Here is a 24,653-nt window from a genome sequence, read left to right on the forward strand (position 1 = left end):
CTGCCGTTCTCCTGTGATTAAGCATGGAGATCCCGAAAAGGGATCCCTTTGACCAGCCGTGCCGCGTTATTACCGGTGTTGCGTTGGGCCTGACTGTCCTGATGATGCATCAGCGTAAAAAGCGGCGCCGATGCGGGTAAATTCTTGTAATGCACGACCAGCGAGTGTCGATCGCAGGCAATGCCAACCAGCAGCGGCGAGCTGCGCGCCGCCTGCCAGGCGCTGTCAACGACATCTCCAGCCGGGTGATGCTGAAGCAGGAAAGGGATGCCTTCCTCTTCGATACCCAGCAGCACTTCGTGCCAGAGGCTGGCGCAGTCGTTGATAACGGTAATGACGATAGCCGGGGCGCTGTGATTACTGTCCATGTGCAAACTCCTTGTGCCAGGAGAGAATCAGGCCGGTGGCCACCGCGTTTCTTGGGCCTTCGCTGCCGCGAATATTTCCCCGCCCTGCGACCAGGCGGTAGTGCGCCAGCGCATCGGTGACCAGCTGCGGAACTTCGAAATCCAGCGACGAGCCGCCGACCAGCACCACGAACGGAATATCGCGAATGTTGCCGGTTGGACTGACCTGACGCAGCGCGCGCAGGGCGTTGGTGACAAAGACGCGCTCTTTGGCGCTGCGGCGAATGGCGCGCACTTTTTCCAGTGCTAAGTCGCCGGGAAGCGGCACCAGTTCGTCCGGTTTCACCACGCAGACGCGGGCGAACACGGCGGGAGGCAGCGGCGTCGGGAAGAACTGCACGCTGCCGTCCTCGTGGCGCAAATGGAACAGGCTTTCGACCTTCGCCAGCGGGTATTTTTTGATCTCTTCCGCCAGATAGCGGTCTTCCAGCCCCAGCTCGCGGGCAATAATCATCGTCACCATGTCGCCTGCCCCGGCGAGATGGGTGGCGATGATTTCGCCTTTAGGGTTGATGATGGAGGCATCGGTGGAGCCCGCGCCGAGGTCGAGGATCGCCAGCGGTCGGGTGGTACCCGGCGTGGTCAGCGCGCCCAGAATGGCGGCTTCAGCCTCAGCGCCGCCGATCTGCACGTCGATATTAAGCTTCTGCTCAATTTCACGGGCAATCATCGCCATTTGCAGACGGTCTGATTTCACCATCGAGGCGATGCCGACGGCCTGCTCCAGCGAGAACTCCCCGGCCAGACCGCCGGTGACGCTCACCGGAACCGAGGTGTCAACGGCCAGAAGATCCTGAATGAAAATCTCGCTGCTGGGCTTATTGGTTAGCTCGGCCATGGTCTGGCGTACGTGCTCCAGCATGCCGCCGATATTGGTCCCGGCCTCGCCGGTGACGTTGTCGAGCTTGCCGCAGCCGTCCACCGCTTTCATGATAGCTTCGGCACCGGCGGCAACATCCACGCGCACGGTACGACCCTGAGCCTGCAGCTCCAGGTTACCGGCGGGTATTGCGCGCGCTTTGACGTCGCCGGATGGCGTTTTAACCACCACGGCGGAACGGTTGCCAATCAGCGCGCGCGCCATCGGGACGATGTTTTTCGTCTCATCGGCGTTGAGATTAAATACGGTGGCGATGCCGTAAGGGTTGGAGAGGGTTTCGATAACCTTTCCCGGCACGGCGACTTCAATCGCCGCCAGCATCCCCAGCGGAATGCGGTCGATGTACAGAACTTCATCGACAATCGGTAGCGATTTTTCCAGCCGGTTGCTGACCAGTACGCCATCGTCGCGCTGCAAAATGACGCCGGTAATCTGGTATCCGGCGCGCATTGAGGCGTTGATAACATTGGCGATATCAGCAAAATCAAAGGCTGACGATACCACCAGAATATAGGACGAGTCCGCCGGGCGGGTTAACAGCTCCTCCGGCGTAATCGTGATACCCACACCAAGGCCTGCTCCGCCCGGCGTTTTTGGGTTATGGCCGATCATTGTCGATTCGGTGATGATGGTTTCGGTAATGGTTTCCATCGCCACATCGCCAATCACCGGCGTGGCTTCGTTAATGCGGATGAGCGAAATATCGCTGACATTGATCCCCGCGCGCTTTGCGACGAGGGCGAGCGCTTCCTGAATGCCGAACACGTTACGCAACGTGCCTTTGATCCCGGTCGTTTCCGCCAGCGCGCTGTGGGTGATTGTCAGCGCGCCAGCCTCATTCAGAGTCGCCAGGGCGACTTCCGTCGATGAGTTGCCGATGTCAATGCCAGCTATATATCGCATTGTCTACCCCTAAAGTTAATCGTCGCCTTTGAGTTTTTTACGCTCGACATACAGCGTTGCCGCTTCGCGAACGAAAGCTGCGCAGATCTTCGCCTGATAGCGGTTTTCGAGATCGTCGGCGATAGCCATCAGCTCTTCTTTCGTCGAGCGATAGGGGCGAAGGGCGTTGTAGATTTCAAGAATGCGATCGTCCGGTACCGCGGTCAGTTCGGCGGCGCGTTCGAAGTTCATCGCCAGCCGGTCGCGGCCCGCATCTTTGGCGATAGACGCCTGTAAGCGCAGGGTTTCCGGGGTAATACGCATATCCTGAGCGGTGACTTTATTGCTCAGCACGTTTTCCAGCGTAAAGTCGTCCAGCGTTTTATTGGTGGCGGTTTTCACCCATTCCGGGTGTTTGTTCGCCAGCGGGTAGTCGCTGACCTTTGCGCTGCGGGACGTGCCGCCTGCCGCAGGAGCCGCTGCTGGCGCATCGCCCTGCAGGCTGTTCATGCGGCTCAATACGTCCCGGACCATCGATTCAATTGCGTCGGTATTCATGGAGTTATCCTTTATCAAAGCGCCACGCGCAGTTCCTGCGGGTTTTTGCCCGTCACGACGTACTTGGTCTCTTTAATGTGCAAAATGGCCGACTTTGCCTGGTACTTCGGGCGTGCCATCTGGTCATTGAGCGTAGGGACCGGCTGCGGTGATTCGCGTTTCGCATAACGGGCGGCGTTTTTACCAATCTGACGGTAGGTTTCCAGCGTCAGCAGCGGTGCCTGCGGGAACAGCTCCAGGTTGGAGAGCGGCGGTAGCCCCTGCTGGTGGATAACCGTAGTACCTTTCGACTGGATGCCAATGGAGATGCCGGAGCCGCTCAGGCGGTTACCTTCCACGGCGACGAACGCCACGTCGGAAGATTTAAAGCAGCGAATCACGCGCGCCCTGATACCTTCTTCTTCAATACCGGCAATGACTTCGCGCAAAATGCTCTTATGCGGTAAGCCGACGATATTAACAGTCTGCGCCAGGCCAAATGCCGGGCCGACGGCGATAATGACTTCATCCTGCTGAGTGCCCTGGCGCGCTTCGCCTACTTCGGTCAGAAAGCCGTCGCCCGCAGGCGCAGCGGTCTGTGGTGCTGTGGATGCCGCAGGCGCATTAAACGAGACGGGTTTATCGCTGCCCTTCATATCGCGGAGCACGTCTTCAATTATCTGGCGCAGCAATTTTTCATTAATTTCCATTTCTCACCCCTTAATCAATCTCGTTGGGATCAAGAGCGCCAGGGATGTTTTTAATCTCTTCCCAGCGTTCTCCCTGCAGGCGATAACCTGTTGCCGGACCGGCATAGTCATTGACGTCATTAACCGCAGAGAGCACTTGTCCGTCGCCGACGATAATGGCGGAGGTGTGCAAATAGTCGCCGGTTAGCTTGGCTTTCTGGATGTTGAGCATGTCCTGGGCCACGTCGGTAAACCCGCCCTGCGCCAGCGCTTTAACGACTTCCAGACCGTTGCGGTTTTTATTGATGATTTCCTGGGCGAACTTGATGTCTTCGACGATGTTACGCTCCGGCATATCTTTCGAACCGTGGGCATAGGTCGCGGCTTCAACTTCTTCATCGGTAATCGGCGGTAGTCCCATTCCGGCAAACACGGCCTGCAGCGCGCGGGCGGCTTTGTTACGGATGGCGATAACGTCCTCTTCGCGAACCGGGCGCAGACCGCCGTCCACTTTCAGGTCACGCTGGATAACGTTGTAGTCGTCAAAGTCTTCCGCATCTTCGTTGGAACCGGCGAACATGTTGTCGTAGTTCGGTACCGCGGAATAACCAGAGGAGATAAAGTCGGTACCCGGCAGGAACTGCATCAGCAGGCGCGCGGTACGACGCATATCGGAGTGGGTGAAGGTCTGGTCGTTACTGGAGGCGCATTCCAGATCCAGCGAAGAGCAGATCAGGTTTTCCGCCAGCACGGCACGAATGCCTGACGGCACGGCAGACGGTACGCCGATACAGCTTACGGAGCCGTTTTGCAGCCCCTGAACGCCAGCCGCTTTGGTGATATAGATGCAGCGCGCTTCCAGATACAGCATGGATTTGCCTTCGGCGTAGCCCATCTGCACTTCGGAGCCGGAGCCGGAGGTGAAGCGCATTTTCAGGCCGCGAGAGGCGTAGGAAGAGGCTAAGAAGCCTTTCGACCATGGCGTATCGTCACCGTCGGTGAAGACCGGCTCGGTGCCGTAAACGGAGATGGTTTCGGCGTAGCAGGTGTGGCCCAGCATGCCGAGCTTCAGCTCGGTGGCTTCTTCCAGCGAGCATTGAGTCAGTACCCCCGGACGACCTACCTGAGAACCAACCAGCAGCGCGATGGCGTTGAACGGCGCATAGCGCGCTACCGCAACCGTCGTCTCTTGTTCGTCAAACCCGCGCCATGCGCCTTCGGCGGCATCGGCGGCAATTTGCACCGGGTTGTCTTTAACGTTGGTGACGTGCGCCTGTTGAGATGGAGTACGGCGGGCGCGCATTTTCTGCATCGCCATCATCATCTCAACCACGTTCATATGCGAAACCACTTCGACAATTTTCGCTGGGGTCATCGCGGTGGTTAGCGGAACGATTTCGCTGCGCTTGACGTTCGGATCGCACAGCATGTTAGCCAGCTTGACCGAATCCATCGCCATCACTTCTTCGGCGCGGTTCAGGTTGATGCCGTAGCGGGCGATAAAGTGGTCGATCAGGTCGAATTCGCTAACCGGTTTTCCGTCCAGCTCGGTTACCGCGCCGTTAACGATTTTTATCGACGGTTTTGGGTCGTTCGGGCTTTCCATCGCGATAAAGCCTTCTTCGATCCACTCCTTAACAAAGCCGTCCTGATTCACAGGGCGTTTCGCCAGTGCTTCAAATCTTTTCGATCTCATGAATCAGCCTCGTGGGTATCAGATGTAGGACGGGCGATCGTTTTTCGGTTCAGAACCGAGGGTCGCAAGGACGGTTTTGCCGATTTCGCGGGCGGAGGTCACCGCCTGACGGACCGCGCCGGAGTCGCCGGAAATCACCAGAATAGCTTCGTTACTAAAGCTGGTGCCGTGCGCCGGAGAGCTGTACGCCACGACTTCAACGTTGGCTGACTTCAGCGCGGTATCGGCCATCAGTACGCCGACGGAAGCCGGAGCGCCGACGATAATGCCGCAGGCGCGGCCAATCGGCGCGCCGAACGCTTTTTCCAGGGCGTAGCTGGCGCGAGCGGTGTACTGCAGCTCGATATGTCCGGCTTCGTTGCCGTAAACATCACCGAAGGTGCGGTCCAGCTCTTTCAGCGCGACTTCGATACCGCGCTTGACGTCGGAAACGTCGTTACCGCCTAAAATAATCAGCGAACCGTGGCCCGCGCCGCCTTTGGTATCGCGCGGCAGCTCAATGCTGACCACTTCGGTGTTGGTGGCTTTCACCGCTTCGTCCGCCGCCATAATGTGCGGGCCTGCGCCGGTGCGGGCGCCGAGAATGCCGATGGAACGATAGCGCTTCTCAAGTTTCATCGCGTCCAGCAGGGCGGTATCGACGTTGGCGATAACCAGGCCCAGGGTATCGCCAATGGCGGTCCCGACAAATTCCGTTAAACTGCAGCTTTTTTCTGCCATAGCCGTCTCTCGTATAGGTTGGGGTTGACCAGGGATGGCCTGTTGTTCCGGCGTTGCCACACGGGCAATCACCTGCGCCATGATCTGTTCCACCAGCTCATTGCTGCTCATTGGCTAATTCCCTTCGGTAAGATTTTTTCTACATCGGTGTGAGGGCGTGGGATGACGTGTACGGCTTTCACTTCACCCACGTTGCGTGCGGCTGCGGCACCTGCATCGGTGGCCGCTTTGACCGCGCCAACATCGCCGCGCACGATGACGGTTACCAGCCCGGAGCCAATCTTTTCATAGCCCACTAACATCACATTGGCTGACTTAACCATTGCATCAGCGGCCTCTATGGCTGCGGTTAAGCCTTTGGTTTCTACCATTCCTAGTGCTTCTTGTTGCATAAAGACCTCGCATGGAGTGTTCCGATAGTTGGGACTATAAGAAGATGCGAGGAAAAAGAATGGCTGACTTGCTGTTGAGCATCAGAAAATAATGGGAAAGCAATATGACTAAATTGTCTTTTGCTTTTATAACTTATTGATAAATAACATTTAATTTATTATTGTCTATATGATTATTTTGTTTTTATTATTTCATTTTTACATTTTTGTTAGTGACGAGAGTATTTTTATTTGATATGGCGAAAGACGCAAAATGTGATGCTTATTCGAAATTGATAAGTTGGCTTGTGCAATATTTTATTATTTTCACAGGCGTATTTTATAGCTCGAATCTCCCGTATGATGGGCTGCTAAAAATATCGGAAAAGCAAAATTTTGCTATCGCAACACGATTTTTCCGGTAGACAGGTTCGCAGGTTGCCAACAATTTACAGGCGGCACTTTTTATAGTGAGGTTAGCTGTACTCTACCGCCAGCCGAAACTTGCGCTGGCCAGGACACGAACTTTGCTCAGAAGGTGTCACATGAATGATTCTCTAAAGGCGCAATGTGGTGCGGAATTTTTAGGCACCGGACTCTTTTTGTTTTTTGGTATCGGCTGTTTGAGCGCGCTCAAAGTCGCAGGCGCCAGCCTCGGATTATGGGAGATTTGCATTATTTGGGGGCTTGGAATTTCACTGGCCGTTTACCTTACTGCCGGAATCTCCGGCGGACATCTTAACCCTGCGGTGACGATTGCGCTGTGGCTGTTTGCCTGCTTCCCCAAACAGAAAGTATTGCCTTATATTATTGCCCAGTTTGCCGGCGCTTTTGGCGGCGCTCTGCTGGCGTATGTGCTTTATAGTAGCCTTTTTACTGAATTTGAGACTGCGCATCATATGGTGCGCGGTAGCGTCGAAAGTTTGCAATTAGCCAGCATTTTCAGTACCTATCCGGCCGCAGCGCTAAATGTATGGCAGGCTGCGTTGGTGGAAGTGGTCATTACGTCGATTCTGATGGGCATGATCATGGCATTGACGGATGATGGCAATGGCATTCCTAAAGGGCCGCTTGCGCCTTTGCTTATTGGGATACTGGTTGCCGTTATCGGCGCGTCTACTGGACCCCTTACCGGTTTTGCAATGAACCCGGCGCGTGATTTCGGTCCCAAACTGTTCACATGGTTAGCGGGGTGGGGGAACATGGCGATGAGCGGTGGGCGAGAGATCCCTTATTTTATCGTGCCGATTGTCGCGCCTGTTATCGGCGCCTGTGCCGGAGCAGCCATATATCGCTATTTTATTGGTAAGAATTTACCTTGTAACCGCTGTGAACTGTAAGGAAATGCGAACCAGATTCACAGCAATGATGTATCGTAAAAACAGGTGAGATAATTTCGTGATCTGCTTTCACGAACTGATCAAAACGTCTCCCAGCAATGGGAGACTTTTGATATTGTCATTGTACTTTTTATCAGGGCCAGGATAATGGTAATAAAAAGTGAATGTAAATAATGTGTTTTGTTTATAACAATAAATTAACTGAGGGGTTTTATCATGATTTCTGCGAGCGCTCTGAACTCAGAACTCATTAATAAAATCGCACAGGATTTTGCACAAGCCACCGGTCTGGCGGTTGTGGTTGTCAATATTCATGGTGATGAAATATCTGAGCTATTCAATTTCACGCCGTTTTGTCAGTTGATGCGGCAGCATCCCCAGCATAGTACACGTTGTCGTATGAGCGATCGCTGCGGGGGACTGGAGGCATCGAAGTCCGATCAACCCTGTATTTATCGTTGTCATGCCGGTCTAACGGATTTTTCTATTCCGCTGGTAATCGCAGGGCATTTAGTTGGCTTTGTTTTATGCGGGCAGGTTCGTTTAAGTAATGACGTGGAGCTGGTAAACATTCTTAATGTTGACGATCGCTGGCAGGCTGACCCTGAGCTCTTGAATGAATTTCGGAATGTGCCAGAGATGGACTATTCACGCGTTATCGCTTCCGCCGATCTTCTTAAACTGATTGTTGAGAATTGCCTGAAAAAACAGCTCAATTTCGTGGTTATCAAAGACAATCCGCAGCAATCGGAGGCAAATAAAACCACTCGTGGTCCCACTCCGCATGACAGTAAAATGAAAAAAGCGCTTCGCTATATTGATGCGCATTTGTCCGACGATCTTCGTCTTGAGGATGCCGCCTCACATGTCTATCTCAGCCCCTATTACTTCAGTAAGCTATTCAAGAAATATCAGGGAATCGGATTTAATGCGTGGGTAAACCGCCAGAGAATGGTTAGCGCCAGAGAATTGCTTTGCCATAGTGACTGGAGTATTGCCAGTATTGCGCGTAATTTAGGCTTTTCGCAAACCAGCTATTTTTGCAAAGTCTTCCGCCAGACCTATCAGGTTACGCCGCAGGCTTATCGCCAGCAGATAAATGAGAATTCTCATCCTCCATCGTTATGAATAGCAATATTTTGCTATTGCCGATTTTTGATAGTCTTTTGTATCTTAATCATTTCAGAAAGAAAATTTATCTGGTGTAACAATAAATTGTCATAGCGCAACAAAATAATAAAATTTAGGGCATAAACTGCACCAGTTTTTATTTTTGTGATGAAGTACAGTGTCAGGAAAGATAAGTTTTATTACGCTTTGTCGATACGTTTTATCGTCAATATACCGATAAGGATGAGTAGATTAACGTCAGATGAGCAACCGCTCAGGCTATTGCTCACAGAAATGTAAAACGTAGCACATTATTAATTGCCGTTATGGGTTTGCCGTACAGCCATAACGTAAACCAACAGGTTTGCCACATTTGTGGTAGGGAAGGGGGTGAAAATCCCCCGCAGCCCCCGCTGCTGTGATGCTGACGACCCCGTAAAGACCACTGATCGCAAGATTGGGAAGGACGGGCGAGGAGGACGCTAAGCCAGAAGACCTGCCTGTCGGTGATAACCAACAACTTCGGTGGGAAGTGGGTTGCGAAGACGCGTACAGTCGAAAGACTGAACATGCGCGTACCTGTATACCCCTACCACCCTGAACAGGATCAGGGTAATGGCGGCAAGGCATCACGCATTTATTCTTGCAGGCACAGGAAGCGGTTGCGGCAAAACCACGGTGACGCTTGGTTTGTTGAGGCTGCTGCAAAAACGCGCGCTGCGCGTACAGCCGTTTAAAGTTGGGCCAGATTACCTTGATACCGGCTGGCATACCGCTATCTGTGGCGTGGCGTCCCGTAATCTTGACAGTTTCATGCTTCCTCCTCCTGTTCTCAACGCCTTATTTTGCGAACAAATGCGGCAGGCGGATATCGCTGTCATTGAAGGGGTCATGGGGCTGTATGACGGCTATGGCGTCGACCCCAATTACTGCAGCACAGCCGCGATGGCCAAACAGCTTGGTTGCCCGGTCATCCTACTGGTGGACGGCAAGGCTGTTTCAACGTCGCTTGCGGCTACCGTTATGGGATTTCAGCACTTCGACCCGACCCTCAACCTCGCGGGCGTGATTGTGAATCGCGTCACTAGCGACGCCCACTATCAGCTCCTCAAAAATGCCATTGAACATTATTGCTCACTGCCGGTACTGGGGTATGTCCCTCCTTGCGACGGCGTCGCATTACCTGAACGCCACCTGGGGTTGATTACCGCCAGAGAATCCCTCGTCAATCAGCAATCATGGCATGATTTTGCCGCCTCGCTGGAACAAACAGTGGATGTGGATGCGCTACTCTCGCTGAGCGTGTTATCAGCGCTTCCGACGGGAATGTGGCCTGAGCGCCCCGATAACACAGCGGGGGCAGGGCTGACGCTTGCTCTGGCGGATGATGAGGCCTTTAACTTTTATTACCCCGATAACATCGATTTGCTGGAGCGTGCCGGCGTTAACATTGTGTGTTTTAGCCCACTGCATGACCGCGCATTGCCTGATTGCCAGATGATCTGGCTGGGCGGTGGATATCCTGAATTATACGCCGCAGAGCTGGCGGCAAATACGGCGATGTTAAAACATTTGCGGGCGGCGCATCAGCGCGGCGTGGCGATTTACGCGGAGTGTGGTGGTCTGATGTATCTGGGGAGCACTCTGGAGGATAGCGGCGGGGAAATTCATCAGATGGCGAATATTATCCCCGGTCACAGCAAAATGGGTAAGCGACTTACCCGCTTTGGTTACTGTGAGGCGCAGGCTATGCAGCCAACGCTATTGGCGGTGCCTGGCGAGATAGTGCGCGGCCATGAATTTCACTACTCAGATTTTATTCCCGAAACACCCGCCGTTATGGCCTGTCGTAAGGTTCGCGATGGCCGCGTGTTACAGGAATGGGCTGGCGGCTGGCAGACAGGCAACACGTTTGCCAGCTATCTGCACGTCCATTTCGCCCAGCGTCCGGAAATGTTGCAGCACTGGCTGGCGGCGGCGAGGCGCGTATTATGACGATTCTTGCCTGGTGTATCGCCTGGGTGCTGGATTTTATCATCGGCGACCCTCAACACTGGCCCCATCCGGTACGCTGGATAGGTCGTTTAATCACGTTTGTGCAGCGTATTGTGCGTCGCTATTGTCCCGGCGATAAAGCGCTGCGGATTGGCGGCGGCGTAATGTGGGTTGTGGTTGTCGGGGCGACCTGGGGCGTGGCATGGGGCGTACTGGCGCTGGCGCAGCGGATTCACCCCTGGTTTGGCTGGAGCGTCGAAGTCTGGATGATCTTTACCACGCTGGCCGGACGCTCTCTGGCCCGCGCCGCGCAGGAGGTTGAACGACCGTTGCGGGAGAACGACCTTGCGGAAAGCCGAATAAAACTCTCCTGGATCGTCGGGCGCGATACGTCGCAACTTCAGCCAGCGCAGATCAATCGCGCCGTGGTGGAAACGGTTGCAGAAAACACCGTTGACGGCATTATCGCGCCGCTCTTTTTCCTCTTTCTCGGCGGCGCGCCGCTGGCGATGGCCTACAAAGCCGTCAATACCCTGGATTCAATGGTGGGCTACAAACATGAAAAATACCGGGCGATTGGTATGGTCAGCGCCCGTATGGACGACGTAGCGAACTATCTTCCTGCCCGACTGAGCTGGCTGTTGCTGGGCATTGCGGCAGGACTGTGTCGCCTGAGTGGTTGGCGTGCGCTGCGTATTGGCTGGCGTGACCGTTATAACCACAGTAGCCCAAATTGCGCCTGGTCGGAAGCGTGTGTGGCTGGCGCCTTAGGTATCCAGCTCGGCGGCCCAAATAACTACTTTGGCGAGCGTGTGGACAAGCCCTGGATCGGCGACGCGCAGCGCGATATTTCCGTGGACGATATTTCCCGAACGATTCGATTAATGTGGGTCGCTTCAACCCTGGCGCTGGCGCTGTTTATTGCGGCGCGGTGCGGGTTATCTGGCGTGGCCTGAGGACGACAGTATGCATTATATCCAGCAGCCCCAAACCATTGAGGCCAACAGTTTCACCATTATTAGCGACATTATTCGCGAAACGCGTCCTGATTACCGTTTCGCCAGTCCGCTCCATGAGGCCATTATCAAGCGGGTTATTCATACCACCGCCGATTTCGACTGGCTGGACATTTTGTGGTTCTCTGCCGATGCGCTGGAGCAGCTTTGTGATGCGCTACGTCAACCATGCATTATTTATACCGATACCACGATGGCGCTGTCCGGCATTAATAAAAGATTACTGGCGACGTTTGGCGGCGAGTGTCGCTGTTATATCAGCGATCCGCGCGTAGTGCGCGCCGCAAAAACGCAGGGGATTACCCGTTCAATGGCCGCCGTCGATATCGCTATCGCCGAGGAGGAGAAAAACAAGCTCTTTGTTTTCGGTAATGCGCCGACGGCCCTGTTCCGTTTGCTTGAACATAACGTGACGGTGAGCGGCGTGGTGGGCGTACCGGTAGGGTTTGTCGGCGCGGCGGAGTCCAAAGAGGCGCTCACCCATAGCCATTTCCCCGCGGTTGCCGCGTTAGGGCGTAAAGGCGGCAGTAACGTGGCTGCCGCTATCGTCAATGCGCTGCTCTATCATCTCCGGGAGGCCTGATGAGCGAGCTTTCTTTTGACGCGCCGGTCTGGCACCACGGTAAAGCGTTACGTAAAGGATATACCACCGGTTCCTGCGCGACGGCGGCGGCAAAAGTCGCCGCGCTGATGGTATTGCGTCAACATCTGATTCATCAGGTCTCCATCGTCACGCCGTCGGGCGTCACGCTATGCCTGAACGTGGAGTCGCCGCACATTGAAGGCCAGCAGGCGATAGCCGCAATTCGTAAAGATGGCGGCGATGACGTGGATGCCACGCACGGAATGCTGATTTTTGCCCGCGTTACGCTCAACGACAGCGGTGAGATTACGCTCACTGGCGGCGAAGGTATTGGTACGGTAACGCGTAAAGGGGTTGGGCTGCCGCTCGGGAGCGCCGCCATCAATCGTACGCCGCGCCATACCATTGAGTCAGCGGTGCGCGAAGCGATAGGCCCGGCGCGTGGGGCCGATGTGGAGATTTTTGCCCCGGAAGGCGAAGTGCGGGCGCAAAAAACGTATAACTCGCGGCTTGGCATCCTTGGCGGCATTTCCATTATTGGCACTACCGGCATTGTGACGCCGATGTCGGAAGAAAGCTGGAAACGCTCGCTATCGCTGGAACTGGAGATCAAACGGGCGTCAGGATTAACGCGGGTGATACTCGTGCCGGGCAACCACGGCGAACGGTTTGTTCGCGAACAAATGGGCGTCGACACACAGGCAGTCGTCACCATGAGCAATTTTGTCGGCTACATGATTGAAGAGGCGGTACGGCTGGGATTTTGCCAGATAGTGCTGGTGGGTCATCCTGGAAAATTGATCAAAATCGCCGCCGGGATCTTTCATACCCATAGCCATATTGCCGATGCGCGCATGGAAACGCTGGTCGCGCATTTAGCTTTACTGGGCGCGCCGCTGGAGTTACTCACCCTGGTCAGCGATTGCGATACCACCGAAGCGGCAATGGAGCACATTGAAGCATATGGCTTCGGGCATATCTATAACCATCTTGCCAGGCGTATTTGTTTGCGAGTCATGCAGATGCTGCGTTTTACCAAAACGCCGCCTGTCTGCGACGCCATCCTGTTTTCTTTTGATAACCATATTCTCGGCAGTAATCGTCCCGTCGACGAGATTGCTAAGGAGCTGCAATGCTAACGGTCGTGGGAATGGGGCCCGCTGGACGGCATTTGATGACGCCTGCGGCGCTGGAAGCGATAGACCACGCCGATGCGCTGGCAGGCGGTAAACGCCATTTGGCGCAGTTTCCGGCGTTTGGCGGCGAACGATTTACGCTGGGCGCGGATATTGGCGCGTTGTTGTCCTGGATTGCCGCCCGTTGGGATAAAGGGATCGTGGTGCTGGCCTCCGGCGATCCGCTGTTTTATGGCATCGGTACACGCCTGGTGGCGCATTTTGGTATCGAACAGGTTCGCATTATCCCTGGCATCAGCGCCGTACAGTATCTGTGCGCACAGGCTGGAATTGATATGAATGACATGTGGTTGACCAGTAGCCACGGTCGTTGCGTCAGCTTCAAGCAGGTAGCGAACCATCGCAAAGTGGCGATGGTCACGGATGCCCGCTGCGGGCCGCGAGAAATCGCGCGGGAATTGGTCGCGCGGGGCAAAGGGCATCGCTTAATGGTGATTGGTGAAAATCTGGCGATGGAAAATGAGCGGATCCACTGGCTACCTGTCAGTGCGGTCAACGCCGACTATGAAATGAATGCAGTGGTGATCCTGGATGAAAGATGAGCTTTTTCTGCGCGGCGAGAACGTGCCAATGACCAAAGAGGCGGTACGGGCGCTGGCACTGTCGAAACTTGAGCTCCACCGCGCCAGTCACCTGATTGACGTCGGGGCGGGAACGGGAAGCGTCTCAATTGAAGCGGCGCTGCAATTTCCTTCGTTGCAGGTGACGGCTATCGAGCGTAATCCTGCCGCGCTACGGCTGCTTGATGAGAATCGTCAGCGCTTTGCCTGCGGCAATATCGATATTCTCCCCGGCGAAGCGCCAATGACCATAACCGGGAAAGCCGATGCGGTGTTTATGGGCGGCAGCGGCGGACATCTGACGGCGCTGATTGACTGGGCGATGGGCCATCTGCATCCCGGTGGCCGTCTGGTGATGACCTTTATCTTGCAGGAAAACCTTCATAGCGCGCTGGCGCATCTTGCCCACATCGGCGCATGTCGAATGGACTGTGTACAGCTTCAGCTTTCATCGTTAACGCCGCTGGGGGCGGGACACTATTTCAAACCGAACAATCCTGTTTTTGTTATCGCCTGTCAGAAGGAAGAAAACCATGTCAGAGACATTTGATCCACGCTGTGTATGGTTCGTCGGCGCCGGGCCGGGCGATCGCGAGCTGATCACGCTTAAAGGCTACCGCCTGCTGCAACAGGCGCAGGTAGTTATCTATGCCGGTTCGCTGATCAATACCGAACTGCTGGATTACTGCCCCGCGCAGGCAGAACGCTACGACAGCGCCGAACTGCATCTTGAGCAGATTATCGAGCTGATGGCTGCGGGCGTGAAAGCGGGAAAAACGGTGGTGCGGTTGCAAACGGGCGATGTCTCGCTGTACGGCTCCGTACGTGAGCAAGGCGAAGAGTTAACCCGCCGTGGTATCGACTGGCAGGTAGTGCCTGGCGTCAGCGCGTTTCTCGGCGCTGCGGCGGAGCTGGGTGTGGAATATACCGTACCGGAGGTATCGCAGAGTCTCATTATTACCCGTCTGGAAGGGCGTACGCCAGTACCGGCGCGCGAACAACTGGAGGCGTTCGCCAGTCACCAGACGTCGATGGCGATTTATCTCTCCGTTCAGCGTATTCACCGAGTGGCGGAACGTCTCATTGCCGGCGGTTATCCGGCAGCTACGCCTGTCGCGGTCATCTATAAGGCTACCTGGCCGGAAAGCCAGACCGTTCGCGGCACATTAGCGGATATTAGCGACAAAGTACGTGATGCTGGCATCCGTAAGACGGCGCTAATCCTGGTCGGGAATTTTCTGGGTAAGGAGTATCACTACTCAAGACTTTATGCAGCGGACTTTAGCCATGAATACCGTAAAGCCTGAATCCATTGCGTTGTTTTGCCTGACGCCCGGCGGCGTGGCGCTGGCAAAGAGACTCGCCGCGATGCTGCCGTTAACCTGCTTTACCAGTGAAAAACTGCGGGAAGAGGGATTTATTCCCTTCGATGGCGGATTCGCTAATACCGCCCGGCAGGCTTTTACCACTTATACCGCGCTTATTTTTATCGGCGCGACCGGCATTGCCGTTCGTGTCCTGGCGCCGTTAGTGAACGACAAGTTCAGCGATCCGGCGGTGGTCGTCATTGATGAACGTGGTCAGCATGTCATTAGCCTGCTTTCCGGTCATGCGGGCGGGGCCAATGCCTTGACGCGCTACCTGGCAGGAATGTTAGGCGCCGATCCGGTGATTACCACGGCAACGGATGTCAATGAGATGTCCGCGTTGGACACCTTAGCTTTCCAGCTTAACGCCCGCATGTCCGATCTTCGAACGGCGGTAAAAACCGTTAACCAGATGTTGGTCAGTCATCAACGTGTGGGGTTATGGTGGGATGCCGAACTAACGGAAGAGATCGGCCAGTGTGATATTCGCGGTTTTATCCCTGTTGATGATTTGCAGCGGTTGCCTGAACTGGATGCGCTTATCTGCGTCTCTTTGCGTAATGACCTCCCTGAGCTTCCCGTACTGCACTGGAAACTGGTGCCCCAGCGCGTGGTGGCGGGAATTGGCTGTCGCCGCGATACGCCATTTCCCCTGTTAGCGACATTACTGGCGCGTCAGCTTGAAGCGCAGAAACTCGATCCGCTGGCGTTAAAAGCGATTGGCAGCGTCACGCTCAAAAAAGGGGAGCCGGGGCTTATTCAGCTCGCCTCCTGCTGCCGCGTGCCTTTTAAAACCTTTACCGCCGAAGCGTTGCGCGAATTCGAACACCATTTTCCCGGTTCTGGCTTCGTCAGAAAAACGGTGGGCGTTGGCAGCGTATCCGGCCCGGCTGCGTGGTTATTAAGCCAGGGACAATTGTTAGGCGAGACCCTGCGAGAACAGGGCGTCACTATTACTTTGGGAGTTGCACACTGATGTTAAGCGTAATCGGAATTGGCCCTGGCTCACAGTCAATGATGACCATGGAAGCGATTGAGGCGCTTCAGGCGGCGGAAATCGTCGTGGGTTACAAAACCTATACCCATCTGGTTAAAGCATTCACCGGCGACAAACAGGTGATCAAGACTGGCATGTGTAAGGAAATTGAACGCTGCCAGGCGGCTATTGAACTGGCGCAGGCCGGGCATAACGTAGCGCTCATCAGCAGCGGCGACGCCGGTATTTACGGCATGGCGGGGCTGGTGCTGGAACTGGTCGGCAAGCAGAAGCTGGACGTCGAGGTGCGGCTCATTCCTGGCATGACCGCCAGCATCGCCGCCGCCTCTTTACTGGGCGCGCCGCTGATGCATGACTTCTGCCATATCAGCCTCAGCGACCTGCTGACCCCGTGGCCGGTGATTGAAAAACGCATTGTTGCCGCAGGCGAAGCCGACTTCGTTATCTGTTTTTACAACCCGCGCAGCCGCGGCCGCGAAGGGCATCTGGCGCGCGCGTTTGACCTGCTTGCCGCCAGTAAAAGCGTGCAAACGCCGGTTGGCGTGGTGAAATCCGCCGGACGTAAGAAAGAGGAAAAATGGCTGACTACGCTCGGCGATATGGATTTTGAACCGGTAGATATGACCAGTCTGGTCATCGTCGGTAATAAAACGACCTATGTTCAGGATGGGCTGATGATAACGCCGCGAGGTTACACGCTGTGAATGAGGGGGAGGTGCTGGTGGTGGGCGGCACCAGCGATGCGCGCGCGTTATGCCGACAACTGGATGCAGCGAACGTCGCGTACACCTTATCCGTGGCGACGCCAGCCGGAAAAGCGCTGGCGGGCGACATTAAAGGGCAGGTGCGCTGTGGTCGTCTGGAGTACGGGCAGATGGTCGCCTGGCTAAAAGAAAACCGTACTCGCTGGGTAATAGATGCATCGCATCCTTATGCAGAAATGGTCAGCCATAACCTCCTTCGCGCCTGTGAAACGGCAGGCGTGTTGTTAAGTCGTTATCAGCGTCCGGATCAGCTTAGCAATCTGACGCATCCGCTTCTCTATACGGCGCGCAGTATTGCCGATGCCTGCGAGATAGCGAGGCGTTTTGGTCCGCGCGTGTTACTGACGACCGGTAGTAAAGATCTGGCCGTCTGGCGTGCCGGGCTGGCGGAAAAAACGTTGCTGGCGCGCGTACTGCCCGTGGCGGAGGTGATTCAACGCTGCAGCGAACTGGGGTTCGGCGTTGGAGAAATTTTCGCTCTGTGTGGGCCGTTCAGCGCTGATTTTAACGCCGCGTTTTACCACCAGTGCCGGGCCGACGTAGTCATTACCAAAGCGTCCGGCGCGGAGGGGGGATATCAGGAAAAAGTTCAGCCCTGTCTGGATGCGGGCATTCCCTGCATCGTTATTGCGCGCCCGACGCCGCTTGTGACGGGTGATGAGTTACTGGAAAGCCTGGCCGCCTTTGCGCAGCGTTTATCGCGCTGGCTGGCCGCAGCTAAGGAGTAAAAATGAAAAAAGCGCTTCTGGTAGTCAGTTTTGGCACCAGCTATCACGACACCTGTGAAAAAAACATTGTGGCGTGCGAACGTGATCTGGCGGCGTCCTGTCCCGATCGCGACCTGTTTCGCGCCTTCACTTCCGGAATGATCATTCGCAAGCTTCGCCAGCGTGACGGTATCGACATCGATACGCCATTACAGGCTTTGCAAAAGCTTGCCGCACAGGGATATCAGGACGTGGCGATTCAGTCGTTGCACATTATTAACGGCGACGAATATGAAAAAATTGTCCGTGAAGTACAACTCTTGCGTCCGTTATTCACTCGCCTGACGCTGGGCGTGCCGCTGCTGAGCAGCCATAACGATTATGTGCAGCTAATGCAGGCGTTGCGACAACAGATGCCATCGCTCAGACAAACGGAGAAAGTCGTTTTTATGGGCCACGGCGCCAGCCATCACGCATTCGCAGCTTATGCCTGCCTCGATCATATGATGACCGCGCAGCGCTTCCCGGCGCGCGTCGGCGCCGTAGAAAGCTACCCGGAGGTCGACATTCTGATCGACAGCCTGCGTGACGAAGGCGTCACCGGCGTACATTTGATGCCATTAATGCTGGTGGCGGGCGATCACGCCATTAATGATATGGCTTCAGACGACGGCGACTCATGGAAAATGCGCTTTAACGCGGCGGGCATTCCGGCGACGCCGTGGCTGAGCGGGCTGGGAGAAAACCCGGCTATCCGGGCGATGTTTGTCGCGCATTTGCACCAGGCGCTGAACATGGCGGTAGAGGAGGCGGCATGAACGGTAAATTATACGCATTAAGCACCGGGCCAGGCGCGCCCGACCTGATAACCGTCCGCGCAGCGCGGATTCTTGGCTCGCTGGACATTCTGTATGCGCCCGCCGGTCGTAAGGGGGGCGATAGTCTGGCGCTGTCGATTGTGCGCGACTATCTCGGCGAGCAGACGGAAGTACGTTGTTGCCATTTCCCTATGAGCGCTGACGGCGCCGAGAAAGAAGCGGTCTGGAACGAGGTTGCCGCCGCGCTTACCGCAGAGGTGGAAGCAGGTAAACAGGTCGGTTTTATTACCCTGGGCGATGCGATGCTATTCAGTACCTGGATTTTTTTACTCCAGCGAATCGGCTGTCCGGAGTGGCTGGAGATTGTCCCCGGCGTCACGTCCTTCGCCGCGATAGCCGCCCGCGCGAAAATGCCGCTCGCCATAGAACGGCAATCGCTGGCGGTTATTTCTTGTACCGCGCCGGAAGCGGAAATAGCCCAGGCGCTACAACAGCATGATAGCCTGGTGTTGATGAAAGTGTATGGCCGGTTCGCCCGTATTAAAGCGTTGCTGGCGCAGGCTGGCCTGCTGGAATGCGCCTTAATGATGTCCGAGGCCACACTGCCCGGCGAGCAGTGCTGGCGCCATCTCCACGAGGTCAACGATGATCAAGCGTTGCCCTATTTTTCGACCATTCTGGTCAATAAACAGTGGGAGTATGCAGAATGAAACTTGAACAGCAGCTTCGACAGTTGTCTTTCAGTGGGCTGGCTGCAGCGCTATTGCTGATGGTTGTCCCGCAACAGGCGTTTGCGATGCATATCATGGAGGGCTTTTTACCGCCAGTGTGGGCGCTGGCCTGGTGGTTACTGTTTTTACCCTGCTTGTGGTATGGACTGGTGCGCTTACGGCGTATTGTGCAGGAGGATAATCATCAGAAGGTACTGCTGGCGCTGTGCGGCGCGTTTATTTTTGTCCTGTCCGCGCTCAAAATTCCGTCGGTAACGGGGAGTTGTTCACATCCGACCGGCGTTGGTCTGGCGGTTATCTTGTTCGGGCCCGGGGTGGTGGCGATTCTCGGCGCGGTTGTGCTGTTGTTTCAGGCGCTATTGCTGGCGCACGGCGGCCTGACGACGCTTGGCGCAAACGGAATGTCGATGGCGGTGATTGGCCCGGTTGTCGGTTATCTGGTGTGGAAAATGGCCTGCCGTGCCGGACTGCGCCGCGATGTCGCCGTTTTTCTGTGCGCGATGCTGGCGGATTTGGCGACCTATTTTGTGACTTCAGTCCAGCTTGGCGTTGCGTTTCCCGATCCCCATGCCGGAGCGACAGGGTCTGTTGTGAAATTTATGGGGATTTTCTGCCTCACACAGATTCCTGTCGCCATTGCTGAAGGTTTATTAACCGTCATGATTTATGACCAGTTAACCAAACGGCAAGTGATTACCGTACAAGGACATTAAAATGAAAAAAACGTTGATGTTGTTAGCGATTGTGGTGGCGCTGGTGATTCTGCCGTTTTTTATTAACCATGGCGGTGAATATGGCGGTTCAGACGGCGAAGCGGAAAGCCAGATTCAGGCTATTGCGCCGCAGTATAAACCCTGGGTTCAGCCGTTATATGAACCTGCCAGCGGTGAAATTGAAAGCCTGCTGTTTACCCTTCAGGGCTCTCTTGGCGCGGCGGTGATTTTTTATATCCTGGGGTATTGCAAAGGTAAACAACGCCGTGATGACCGGGCTTGATCGACTCAGCTATCAAAGCCGCTGGGCACACGTTGCGCCGCAGCGCAAGTTTTTGCTGTGGCTGGCGATGATGATACTAGCGTTTGCTCTGCCGCCTGTAGGGCAGGGCATTGAGCTGCTGATCATTGCCGGATTGAGCTGTTGGCTATTGCGCATATCCCTCTGGCGCTGGTGTCGATGGATGGCGATACCTTTTGGATTTTTGTTGGTCGGCGTGATAACGATTATCTTCAGCATCAGCCGCGAGCCGCAAATGCTGCTGGCTGGCATATCTGTCGGGCCGTACTGGATCGGGATTACCCGTGCGGGCGTGGTTACGGCGAATGACACGTTCTGGCGTAGCCTGACGGCGCTGTCCGCGACGTTGTGGCTGGTGATGAACCTACCGTTTCCGCAGTTAATTAGCTTGCTTAAGCGCGCGCATATTCCACGCCTGCTTACCGAGCAAATCCTGTTAACGTGGCGCTTTCTCTTTATTCTTCTGGATGAGGCGGCGGCAATTCGTCGCGCGCAAACGCTGCGTTTTGGTTATTGCAGCCTGCCGAACGGCTATCGATCTCTGGCAATGCTGACTGGACTCCTGTTTACGCGGGTGTTAATGCGTTATCAGCAAATGACCACCACGCTGGATATCAAACTGTATCAGGGTGATTTTCACCTGTAAGGACTATTATGCTTGCCACTTCAGACCTGTGGTTCCGATATCAGGATGAGCCGGTACTTAAAGGGTTAAATCTGGATTTTTCGCTCTCGCCTGTTACCGGTTTGGTGGGCGCGAACGGCTGTGGGAAGTCTACGCTTTTTATGAACCTGAGCGGCCTGTTGCGTCCGCAAAAAGGGGCCGTGTTGTGGCAGGGAAAACCGCTGGATTACAGCAAGCGCGGACTACTGGCGCTGCGCCAGCAAGTTGCGACGGTTTTTCAGGACCCTGAACAGCAGATTTTTTATACTGATATCGATAGCGACATTGCGTTTAGTTTACGTAATTTGGGGGTGCCGGAGGCGGAAATCACGCGCCGCGTCGACGAGGCGCTAACGCTGGTTGACGCCCAACATTTTCGCCATCAGCCCATTCAGTGTTTGAGTCATGGGCAAAAAAAACGTGTGGCTATCGCCGGAGCGCTGGTGCTACAGGCGCGCTATCTATTGCTGGATGAACCCACTGCTGGTCTCGATCCCGCAGGGCGCACTCAGATGATTGCTATCATCAGGCGGATTGTGGCGCAGGGAAATCATGTCATTATCTCCAGCCATGATATCGATCTTATTTATGAAATTAGCGATGCCGTATACGTGTTACGCCAGGGCCAGATCCTGACGCATGGCGCGCCTGGCGAGGTTTTCGTGTGTACGGAAGCGATGGAACAAGCGGGGCTAACCCAGCCCTGGCTGGTCAAACTTCATACTCAACTGGGACTGCCGCTGTGTAAAACAGAAACGGAGTTTTTTCATCGAATGCAAAAGTGCGTATTCAGGGAGGCGTCATGACGCAGGCAGTTATGTTGCAGGGGACGGCATCCGACGTCGGCAAAAGTGTGCTGGCGGCGGGTTTATGCCGCATTTTTTATCAGGATGGTCTGCGTACCGCGCCGTTTAAATCGCAAAATATGGCGCTTAATTCTGGTATTACGCCGGATGGTAAAGAGATGGGGCGGGCGCAAATTTTTCAGGCGGAAGCCGCGGGGATCACGCCAGATGTGCGTATGAACCCGGTGCTGCTCAAACCGACCAGCGATCGCCAGGCGCAGGTCGTGCTGATGGGGAAAGTGGCGACCAATATGGATGCGGTGAGTTACCATGACTATAAACCGCGTTTGCGTGAGCAAATCCTTGCGGTCTATAACAGCCTGGCGCAGGAATATGACGTTATTGTGCTGGAAGGCGCCGGAAGCCCGGCGGAAATCAATCTGCGCGATCGCGATATCGTCAATATGGGAATGGCGGAAATGGCCCAGTGTCCGGTTATTCTGGTGGCGGATATCGACCGGGGCGGCGTATTCGCCGCTATTTATGGCACGCTGGCGCTGCTGCAGAAACAGGAGCGTGACAGAGTAAAGGGCGTCATTATCAACAAATTCCGCGGCGACGTGGCGCTACTCTATTCCGGTATCGAACAAATCGAATCGCTTACCGGCGTCCCGGTTCTGGGAGTGATGCCGTGGCTGGATGTGGATCTGGAAGATGAAGATGGCGTCGCGCTGCAAAACGATAAATATCGCGGTAACGCCCCCCGTGATATCACTATTGCCATTGTGCAACTGCCACATATTTCTAACTTTACGGATTTTAACGCTCTGGCGGCGCAGCCGGATGTGCGCATACGCTATATTCGCCGCCCGGAAGCGTTGACTGACGCTGATCTGGTGATCCTGCCGGGCAGTAAGAATACGCTGAGCGACCTCGCCTGGCTGCGCGAAAGCGGGATGGCGGATGCGGTATTGCAGACACATCGGCAGGGCGTGCCGGTGATGGGGATTTGCGGCGGCTACCAGATGCTGGGCGACACCATTGTGGATGAGGTGGAGTCGGGGCTGGGTACGCAGCCGGGCCTGGGGCTGCTTAATACAATCACTCGCTTTGCACAGGATAAAACCACGACGCAGGTTAACGCGACAATGTCAGGCGAGCTGCCCGGCTGGCTGGCTGCCGCGGCGGGGCTACCGGTACGCGGTTATGAAATTCACATGGGGGAAACGGTGCTGCAGGAAGGATGCTGTACGGCCATGACGTTACAGAAAAATGGATGCTCTGTGGCGGATGGCGCGGTCACCGCCGATGGACTGGCGTTTGGCACTTACCTTCACGGCCTGTTTGACAGCGATGCGTTTACCCGTGCGGTGGTCAATGGGTTACGGGCGCGAAAAGGGCTTGCGCCGTGGGAAACGACTTTTTGTTATGCGGATCATAAAGCGCGGCAATTTGATCTGCTGGCGGAAGCGATGCGGCAACATATTGATATTGATAAAATTTATACCATCATGCAACAACATCAGGAGCCGGTATGATGATTCTGGTGACGGGCGGGGCGCGTAGTGGTAAAAGCCGTCATGCTGAAACCTTAATTGGCGATGCGCCGCAGGTACTGTATATCGCCACCTCGCAGATTCTTGATGACGAGATGGCGGCGAGAATTCAGCATCATAAAGATGGCAGGCCGGCACACTGGCGGACCGCAGAATGCTGGCGGCATCTTGATACGTTGATTACCGCGGATCTTGCCCCTGACGACGCGATTTTGCTGGAATGTATTACCACCATGGTGACGAATCTGCTGTTTGCGCTGGGAGGCGAAAACGATCCCGAACAATGGGATTATGCAGCGATGGAGCGCGCCATTGACGATGAAATTCAGATTTTAATTGCAGCCTGCCAGCGCTGCCCGGCGAAAGTGGTACTGGTGACAAATGAGGTGGGAATGGGGATCGTCCCGGAAAACCGTCTGGCGCGCCATTTTCGTGATATTGCCGGTCGGGTCAACCAACGACTGGCGGCAGCGGCGGATGAGGTCTGGCTGGTAGTCTCAGGTATTGGAGTCAAAATTAAATGAGTAAGCTGTTTTGGGCCATGCTCGCTTTTATTAGCCGCTTGCCCGTGCCGTCACGCTGGTCGCAGGGACTGGATTTCGAGCAGTATTCGCGTGGGATCGTGATGTTTCCCTTTATCGGGTTGATTCTGGGAGGGGTAAGCGGCCTGATTTTCATCCTCCTGCAACCCTGGTGCGGTATTCCGCTAGCGGCGTTGTTCTGTATTCTGGCGCTGGCGCTGCTGACCGGTGGTTTTCACCTGGATGGGCTGGCCGATACCTGCGATGGCATTTTTTCCGCGCGCCGCCGTGAGCGAATGCTGGAGATTATGCGCGATAGTCGTCTGGGAACCCATGGCGGGCTGGCGCTTATTTTTGTGCTACTGGCAAAAATTCTGGTGGTCAGCGAACTGGCGTTACGTGGAACGCCAATGTTGGCGGCGTTGGCGGCGGCCTGTGCGGCCGGACGCGGCAGCGCCGTTTTATTGATGTACCGTCATCGCTACGCCCGTGAAGAGGGGCTTGGCAATGTATTTATCGGTAAAGTCAGCGGACGGCAAACCTGCATTACTCTGGGATTGGCGGTAATCGTCGCCACGGTATTACTGCCTGGTATGCAAGGACTGGCCGCAATGGTGGTCACATGCGCGGCGATTTTCATCCTTGGCCAGTTGCTTAAACGTACGCTTGGCGGTCAAACCGGCGATACGCTGGGCGCGGCGATCGAACTTGGCGAACTGATCTTTCTGCTGGCTCTGTTATGAGCCG

The 24,653-nt window shown here is 55.2% G+C and carries 28 protein-coding genes and 1 riboswitch; of the genes, 21 read left to right on the forward strand and 7 right to left on the reverse strand.

Annotation, left to right across the window (positions count from 1 at the left end):
* Positions 1-17: 17 nt before the first annotated feature.
* Genes pduH through pduA form a run of 7 tightly spaced genes read right to left on the reverse strand, consistent with a single transcriptional unit; the run spans position 18 to position 6,203 of the window.
* A complete protein-coding gene (gene pduH, locus ABVM99_RS14875) occupies positions 18-368 on the reverse strand; it encodes a propanediol dehydratase reactivase beta subunit PduH (RefSeq protein ID WP_000377969.1) in 351 nt (116 codons plus the stop codon).
* Positions 358-2,190 (reverse strand): propanediol dehydratase reactivase alpha subunit PduG, encoded by a 1,833-nt coding sequence (gene pduG, locus ABVM99_RS14880; RefSeq protein WP_023195868.1) that lies wholly within the window; start codon positions 2,188-2,190, stop codon positions 358-360. Before pduG ends, pduH begins: the two co-directional genes overlap by 11 nt.
* A gap of 15 nt (positions 2,191-2,205) precedes the next feature.
* Positions 2,206-2,727 (reverse strand): propanediol dehydratase small subunit PduE, encoded by a 522-nt coding sequence (gene pduE, locus ABVM99_RS14885; protein WP_001090600.1) that lies wholly within the window; start codon positions 2,725-2,727, stop codon positions 2,206-2,208.
* Positions 2,728-2,741: 14 nt separating this feature from the next.
* Entirely contained in the window at positions 2,742-3,416 is a 675-nt protein-coding gene (gene pduD / locus ABVM99_RS14890; protein WP_000405049.1) for a propanediol dehydratase medium subunit PduD, read from the reverse strand.
* Between the two features lie 10 nt (positions 3,417-3,426).
* Positions 3,427-5,091 carry a propanediol dehydratase large subunit PduC gene (pduC, locus tag ABVM99_RS14895; protein WP_001256896.1) on the reverse strand — a complete coding sequence of 555 codons (1,665 nt, stop codon included), beginning with the start codon at positions 5,089-5,091 and terminating at the stop codon, positions 3,427-3,429.
* An 18-nt stretch (positions 5,092-5,109) separates the two neighbouring features.
* On the reverse strand, positions 5,110-5,922 hold the full coding sequence (gene pduB, locus ABVM99_RS14900) for a propanediol utilization microcompartment protein PduB (protein ID WP_000097497.1): 813 nt from the start codon (positions 5,920-5,922) through the stop codon (positions 5,110-5,112).
* Positions 5,919-6,203: a propanediol utilization microcompartment protein PduA gene (gene pduA / locus ABVM99_RS14905; RefSeq protein ID WP_001183618.1), complete on the reverse strand. Its 285-nt coding sequence runs from the start codon at positions 6,201-6,203 to the stop codon at positions 5,919-5,921. The genes pduB and pduA overlap by 4 nt, the downstream gene beginning before the upstream one ends.
* A 524-nt stretch (positions 6,204-6,727) precedes the next feature.
* Between pduA and pduF the strand changes: the two genes are divergently transcribed.
* The 21 genes from pduF (at position 6,728) to cobS (ending at position 24,649) form a co-directional block, all read left to right on the forward strand.
* On the forward strand, positions 6,728-7,522 hold the full coding sequence (gene pduF / locus ABVM99_RS14910) for a propanediol diffusion facilitator PduF (RefSeq protein WP_001000023.1): 795 nt from the start codon (positions 6,728-6,730) through the stop codon (positions 7,520-7,522).
* 216 nt (positions 7,523-7,738) lie between these two features.
* Positions 7,739-8,650, forward strand: coding sequence for a regulatory protein PocR (pocR, locus tag ABVM99_RS14915; RefSeq protein WP_052938230.1), 912 nt, complete (start codon positions 7,739-7,741; stop codon positions 8,648-8,650).
* Between the two features lie 325 nt (positions 8,651-8,975).
* A riboswitch (cobalamin riboswitch) is annotated at positions 8,976-9,151 on the forward strand.
* Between the two features lie 96 nt (positions 9,152-9,247).
* A complete protein-coding gene (locus ABVM99_RS14920; protein ID WP_023195022.1) occupies positions 9,248-10,627 on the forward strand; it encodes a cobyrinate a,c-diamide synthase in 1,380 nt (459 codons plus the stop codon).
* Positions 10,624-11,583 carry an adenosylcobinamide-phosphate synthase CbiB gene (gene cbiB / locus ABVM99_RS14925; protein ID WP_000153654.1) on the forward strand — a complete coding sequence of 320 codons (960 nt, stop codon included), beginning with the start codon at positions 10,624-10,626 and terminating at the stop codon, positions 11,581-11,583. Before ABVM99_RS14920 ends, cbiB begins: the two co-directional genes overlap by 4 nt.
* A 10-nt stretch (positions 11,584-11,593) precedes the next feature.
* Positions 11,594-12,226 (forward strand): cobalt-precorrin-8 methylmutase, encoded by a 633-nt coding sequence (locus tag ABVM99_RS14930; protein ID WP_000558993.1) that lies wholly within the window; start codon positions 11,594-11,596, stop codon positions 12,224-12,226.
* Positions 12,226-13,365 (forward strand): cobalt-precorrin-5B (C(1))-methyltransferase CbiD, encoded by a 1,140-nt coding sequence (gene cbiD / locus ABVM99_RS14935; RefSeq protein WP_023195021.1) that lies wholly within the window; start codon positions 12,226-12,228, stop codon positions 13,363-13,365. The genes ABVM99_RS14930 and cbiD overlap by 1 nt, the downstream gene beginning before the upstream one ends.
* The gene (locus ABVM99_RS14940) at positions 13,359-13,964 is read left to right on the forward strand and encodes a cobalt-precorrin-7 (C(5))-methyltransferase (protein ID WP_023195020.1); all 606 of its coding nucleotides are present in this window, start codon (positions 13,359-13,361) and stop codon (positions 13,962-13,964) included. The genes cbiD and ABVM99_RS14940 overlap by 7 nt, the downstream gene beginning before the upstream one ends.
* On the forward strand, positions 13,954-14,532 hold the full coding sequence (locus ABVM99_RS14945; protein WP_000650985.1) for a decarboxylating cobalt-precorrin-6B (C(15))-methyltransferase: 579 nt from the start codon (positions 13,954-13,956) through the stop codon (positions 14,530-14,532). Before ABVM99_RS14940 ends, ABVM99_RS14945 begins: the two co-directional genes overlap by 11 nt.
* Positions 14,516-15,289 (forward strand): cobalt-precorrin-4 methyltransferase, encoded by a 774-nt coding sequence (locus tag ABVM99_RS14950; RefSeq protein WP_000004867.1) that lies wholly within the window; start codon positions 14,516-14,518, stop codon positions 15,287-15,289. The genes ABVM99_RS14945 and ABVM99_RS14950 overlap by 17 nt, the downstream gene beginning before the upstream one ends.
* Positions 15,270-16,325 (forward strand): cobalt-precorrin 5A hydrolase, encoded by a 1,056-nt coding sequence (gene cbiG / locus ABVM99_RS14955; RefSeq protein WP_001098912.1) that lies wholly within the window; start codon positions 15,270-15,272, stop codon positions 16,323-16,325. Before ABVM99_RS14950 ends, cbiG begins: the two co-directional genes overlap by 20 nt.
* The gene (locus ABVM99_RS14960) at positions 16,325-17,050 is read left to right on the forward strand and encodes a precorrin-3B C(17)-methyltransferase (RefSeq protein ID WP_052938231.1); all 726 of its coding nucleotides are present in this window, start codon (positions 16,325-16,327) and stop codon (positions 17,048-17,050) included. The genes cbiG and ABVM99_RS14960 overlap by 1 nt, the downstream gene beginning before the upstream one ends.
* Positions 17,047-17,838, forward strand: coding sequence for a cobalt-precorrin-6A reductase (locus ABVM99_RS14965; RefSeq protein ID WP_023195173.1), 792 nt, complete (start codon positions 17,047-17,049; stop codon positions 17,836-17,838). The genes ABVM99_RS14960 and ABVM99_RS14965 overlap by 4 nt, the downstream gene beginning before the upstream one ends.
* Positions 17,839-17,840: 2 nt before the next feature.
* Complete coding sequence (locus ABVM99_RS14970) at positions 17,841-18,635, forward strand: sirohydrochlorin cobaltochelatase (RefSeq protein WP_000709784.1); 795 nt, start codon at positions 17,841-17,843, stop codon at positions 18,633-18,635.
* Positions 18,632-19,345, forward strand: coding sequence for a cobalt-factor II C(20)-methyltransferase (locus tag ABVM99_RS14975; RefSeq protein WP_001013550.1), 714 nt, complete (start codon positions 18,632-18,634; stop codon positions 19,343-19,345). The genes ABVM99_RS14970 and ABVM99_RS14975 overlap by 4 nt, the downstream gene beginning before the upstream one ends.
* Positions 19,342-20,079: a cobalt ECF transporter S component CbiM gene (gene cbiM, locus ABVM99_RS14980; RefSeq protein ID WP_000764336.1), complete on the forward strand. Its 738-nt coding sequence runs from the start codon at positions 19,342-19,344 to the stop codon at positions 20,077-20,079. Before ABVM99_RS14975 ends, cbiM begins: the two co-directional genes overlap by 4 nt.
* Position 20,080: 1 nt before the next feature.
* Positions 20,081-20,362 carry an energy-coupling factor ABC transporter substrate-binding protein gene (locus ABVM99_RS14985; RefSeq protein ID WP_023195172.1) on the forward strand — a complete coding sequence of 94 codons (282 nt, stop codon included), beginning with the start codon at positions 20,081-20,083 and terminating at the stop codon, positions 20,360-20,362.
* Entirely contained in the window at positions 20,349-21,026 is a 678-nt protein-coding gene (locus ABVM99_RS14990; RefSeq protein ID WP_000147125.1) for an energy-coupling factor ABC transporter transmembrane protein, read from the forward strand. Before ABVM99_RS14985 ends, ABVM99_RS14990 begins: the two co-directional genes overlap by 14 nt.
* 8 nt (positions 21,027-21,034) lie before the next feature.
* On the forward strand, positions 21,035-21,850 hold the full coding sequence (locus tag ABVM99_RS14995) for an energy-coupling factor ABC transporter ATP-binding protein (RefSeq protein WP_023195171.1): 816 nt from the start codon (positions 21,035-21,037) through the stop codon (positions 21,848-21,850).
* The gene (locus ABVM99_RS15000; protein ID WP_023205651.1) at positions 21,847-23,367 is read left to right on the forward strand and encodes a cobyric acid synthase; all 1,521 of its coding nucleotides are present in this window, start codon (positions 21,847-21,849) and stop codon (positions 23,365-23,367) included. Before ABVM99_RS14995 ends, ABVM99_RS15000 begins: the two co-directional genes overlap by 4 nt.
* Positions 23,364-23,909: a bifunctional adenosylcobinamide kinase/adenosylcobinamide-phosphate guanylyltransferase gene (cobU, locus tag ABVM99_RS15005; protein ID WP_000973193.1), complete on the forward strand. Its 546-nt coding sequence runs from the start codon at positions 23,364-23,366 to the stop codon at positions 23,907-23,909. The genes ABVM99_RS15000 and cobU overlap by 4 nt, the downstream gene beginning before the upstream one ends.
* Positions 23,906-24,649: an adenosylcobinamide-GDP ribazoletransferase gene (gene cobS, locus ABVM99_RS15010; protein ID WP_000039997.1), complete on the forward strand. Its 744-nt coding sequence runs from the start codon at positions 23,906-23,908 to the stop codon at positions 24,647-24,649. Before cobU ends, cobS begins: the two co-directional genes overlap by 4 nt.
* Positions 24,650-24,653: the final 4 nt, after the last annotated feature.

Source organism: Salmonella sp. SJTUF15591 (genome assembly GCF_043356435.1).
GTDB classification, from domain to species: Bacteria; Pseudomonadota; Gammaproteobacteria; order Enterobacterales; family Enterobacteriaceae; genus Salmonella; species Salmonella enterica.

Coding starts and splice junctions, on each gene's coding strand:
- pduH (WP_000377969.1), bottom strand. CDS start 368: ATGGACAGTAATCACAGCGCCCCGGCTATCGTCATTACCGTTATCAAC.
- pduG (WP_023195868.1), bottom strand. CDS start 2,190: ATGCGATATATAGCTGGCATTGACATCGGCAACTCATCGACGGAAGTC.
- pduE (WP_001090600.1), bottom strand. CDS start 2,727: ATGAATACCGACGCAATTGAATCGATGGTCCGGGACGTATTGAGCCGC.
- pduD (WP_000405049.1), bottom strand. CDS start 3,416: ATGGAAATTAATGAAAAATTGCTGCGCCAGATAATTGAAGACGTGCTC.
- pduC (WP_001256896.1), bottom strand. CDS start 5,091: ATGAGATCGAAAAGATTTGAAGCACTGGCGAAACGCCCTGTGAATCAG.
- pduB (WP_000097497.1), bottom strand. CDS start 5,922: ATGAGCAGCAATGAGCTGGTGGAACAGATCATGGCGCAGGTGATTGCC.
- pduA (WP_001183618.1), bottom strand. CDS start 6,203: ATGCAACAAGAAGCACTAGGAATGGTAGAAACCAAAGGCTTAACCGCA.
- pduF (WP_001000023.1), top strand. CDS start 6,728: ATGAATGATTCTCTAAAGGCGCAATGTGGTGCGGAATTTTTAGGCACC.
- pocR (WP_052938230.1), top strand. CDS start 7,739: ATGATTTCTGCGAGCGCTCTGAACTCAGAACTCATTAATAAAATCGCA.
- ABVM99_RS14920 (WP_023195022.1), top strand. CDS start 9,248: ATGGCGGCAAGGCATCACGCATTTATTCTTGCAGGCACAGGAAGCGGT.
- cbiB (WP_000153654.1), top strand. CDS start 10,624: ATGACGATTCTTGCCTGGTGTATCGCCTGGGTGCTGGATTTTATCATC.
- ABVM99_RS14930 (WP_000558993.1), top strand. CDS start 11,594: ATGCATTATATCCAGCAGCCCCAAACCATTGAGGCCAACAGTTTCACC.
- cbiD (WP_023195021.1), top strand. CDS start 12,226: ATGAGCGAGCTTTCTTTTGACGCGCCGGTCTGGCACCACGGTAAAGCG.
- ABVM99_RS14940 (WP_023195020.1), top strand. CDS start 13,359: ATGCTAACGGTCGTGGGAATGGGGCCCGCTGGACGGCATTTGATGACG.
- ABVM99_RS14945 (WP_000650985.1), top strand. CDS start 13,954: ATGAAAGATGAGCTTTTTCTGCGCGGCGAGAACGTGCCAATGACCAAA.
- ABVM99_RS14950 (WP_000004867.1), top strand. CDS start 14,516: ATGTCAGAGACATTTGATCCACGCTGTGTATGGTTCGTCGGCGCCGGG.
- cbiG (WP_001098912.1), top strand. CDS start 15,270: ATGAATACCGTAAAGCCTGAATCCATTGCGTTGTTTTGCCTGACGCCC.
- ABVM99_RS14960 (WP_052938231.1), top strand. CDS start 16,325: ATGTTAAGCGTAATCGGAATTGGCCCTGGCTCACAGTCAATGATGACC.
- ABVM99_RS14970 (WP_000709784.1), top strand. CDS start 17,841: ATGAAAAAAGCGCTTCTGGTAGTCAGTTTTGGCACCAGCTATCACGAC.
- ABVM99_RS14975 (WP_001013550.1), top strand. CDS start 18,632: ATGAACGGTAAATTATACGCATTAAGCACCGGGCCAGGCGCGCCCGAC.
- cbiM (WP_000764336.1), top strand. CDS start 19,342: ATGAAACTTGAACAGCAGCTTCGACAGTTGTCTTTCAGTGGGCTGGCT.
- ABVM99_RS14985 (WP_023195172.1), top strand. CDS start 20,081: ATGAAAAAAACGTTGATGTTGTTAGCGATTGTGGTGGCGCTGGTGATT.
- ABVM99_RS14990 (WP_000147125.1), top strand. CDS start 20,349: ATGACCGGGCTTGATCGACTCAGCTATCAAAGCCGCTGGGCACACGTT.
- ABVM99_RS14995 (WP_023195171.1), top strand. CDS start 21,035: ATGCTTGCCACTTCAGACCTGTGGTTCCGATATCAGGATGAGCCGGTA.
- ABVM99_RS15000 (WP_023205651.1), top strand. CDS start 21,847: ATGACGCAGGCAGTTATGTTGCAGGGGACGGCATCCGACGTCGGCAAA.
- cobU (WP_000973193.1), top strand. CDS start 23,364: ATGATGATTCTGGTGACGGGCGGGGCGCGTAGTGGTAAAAGCCGTCAT.
- cobS (WP_000039997.1), top strand. CDS start 23,906: ATGAGTAAGCTGTTTTGGGCCATGCTCGCTTTTATTAGCCGCTTGCCC.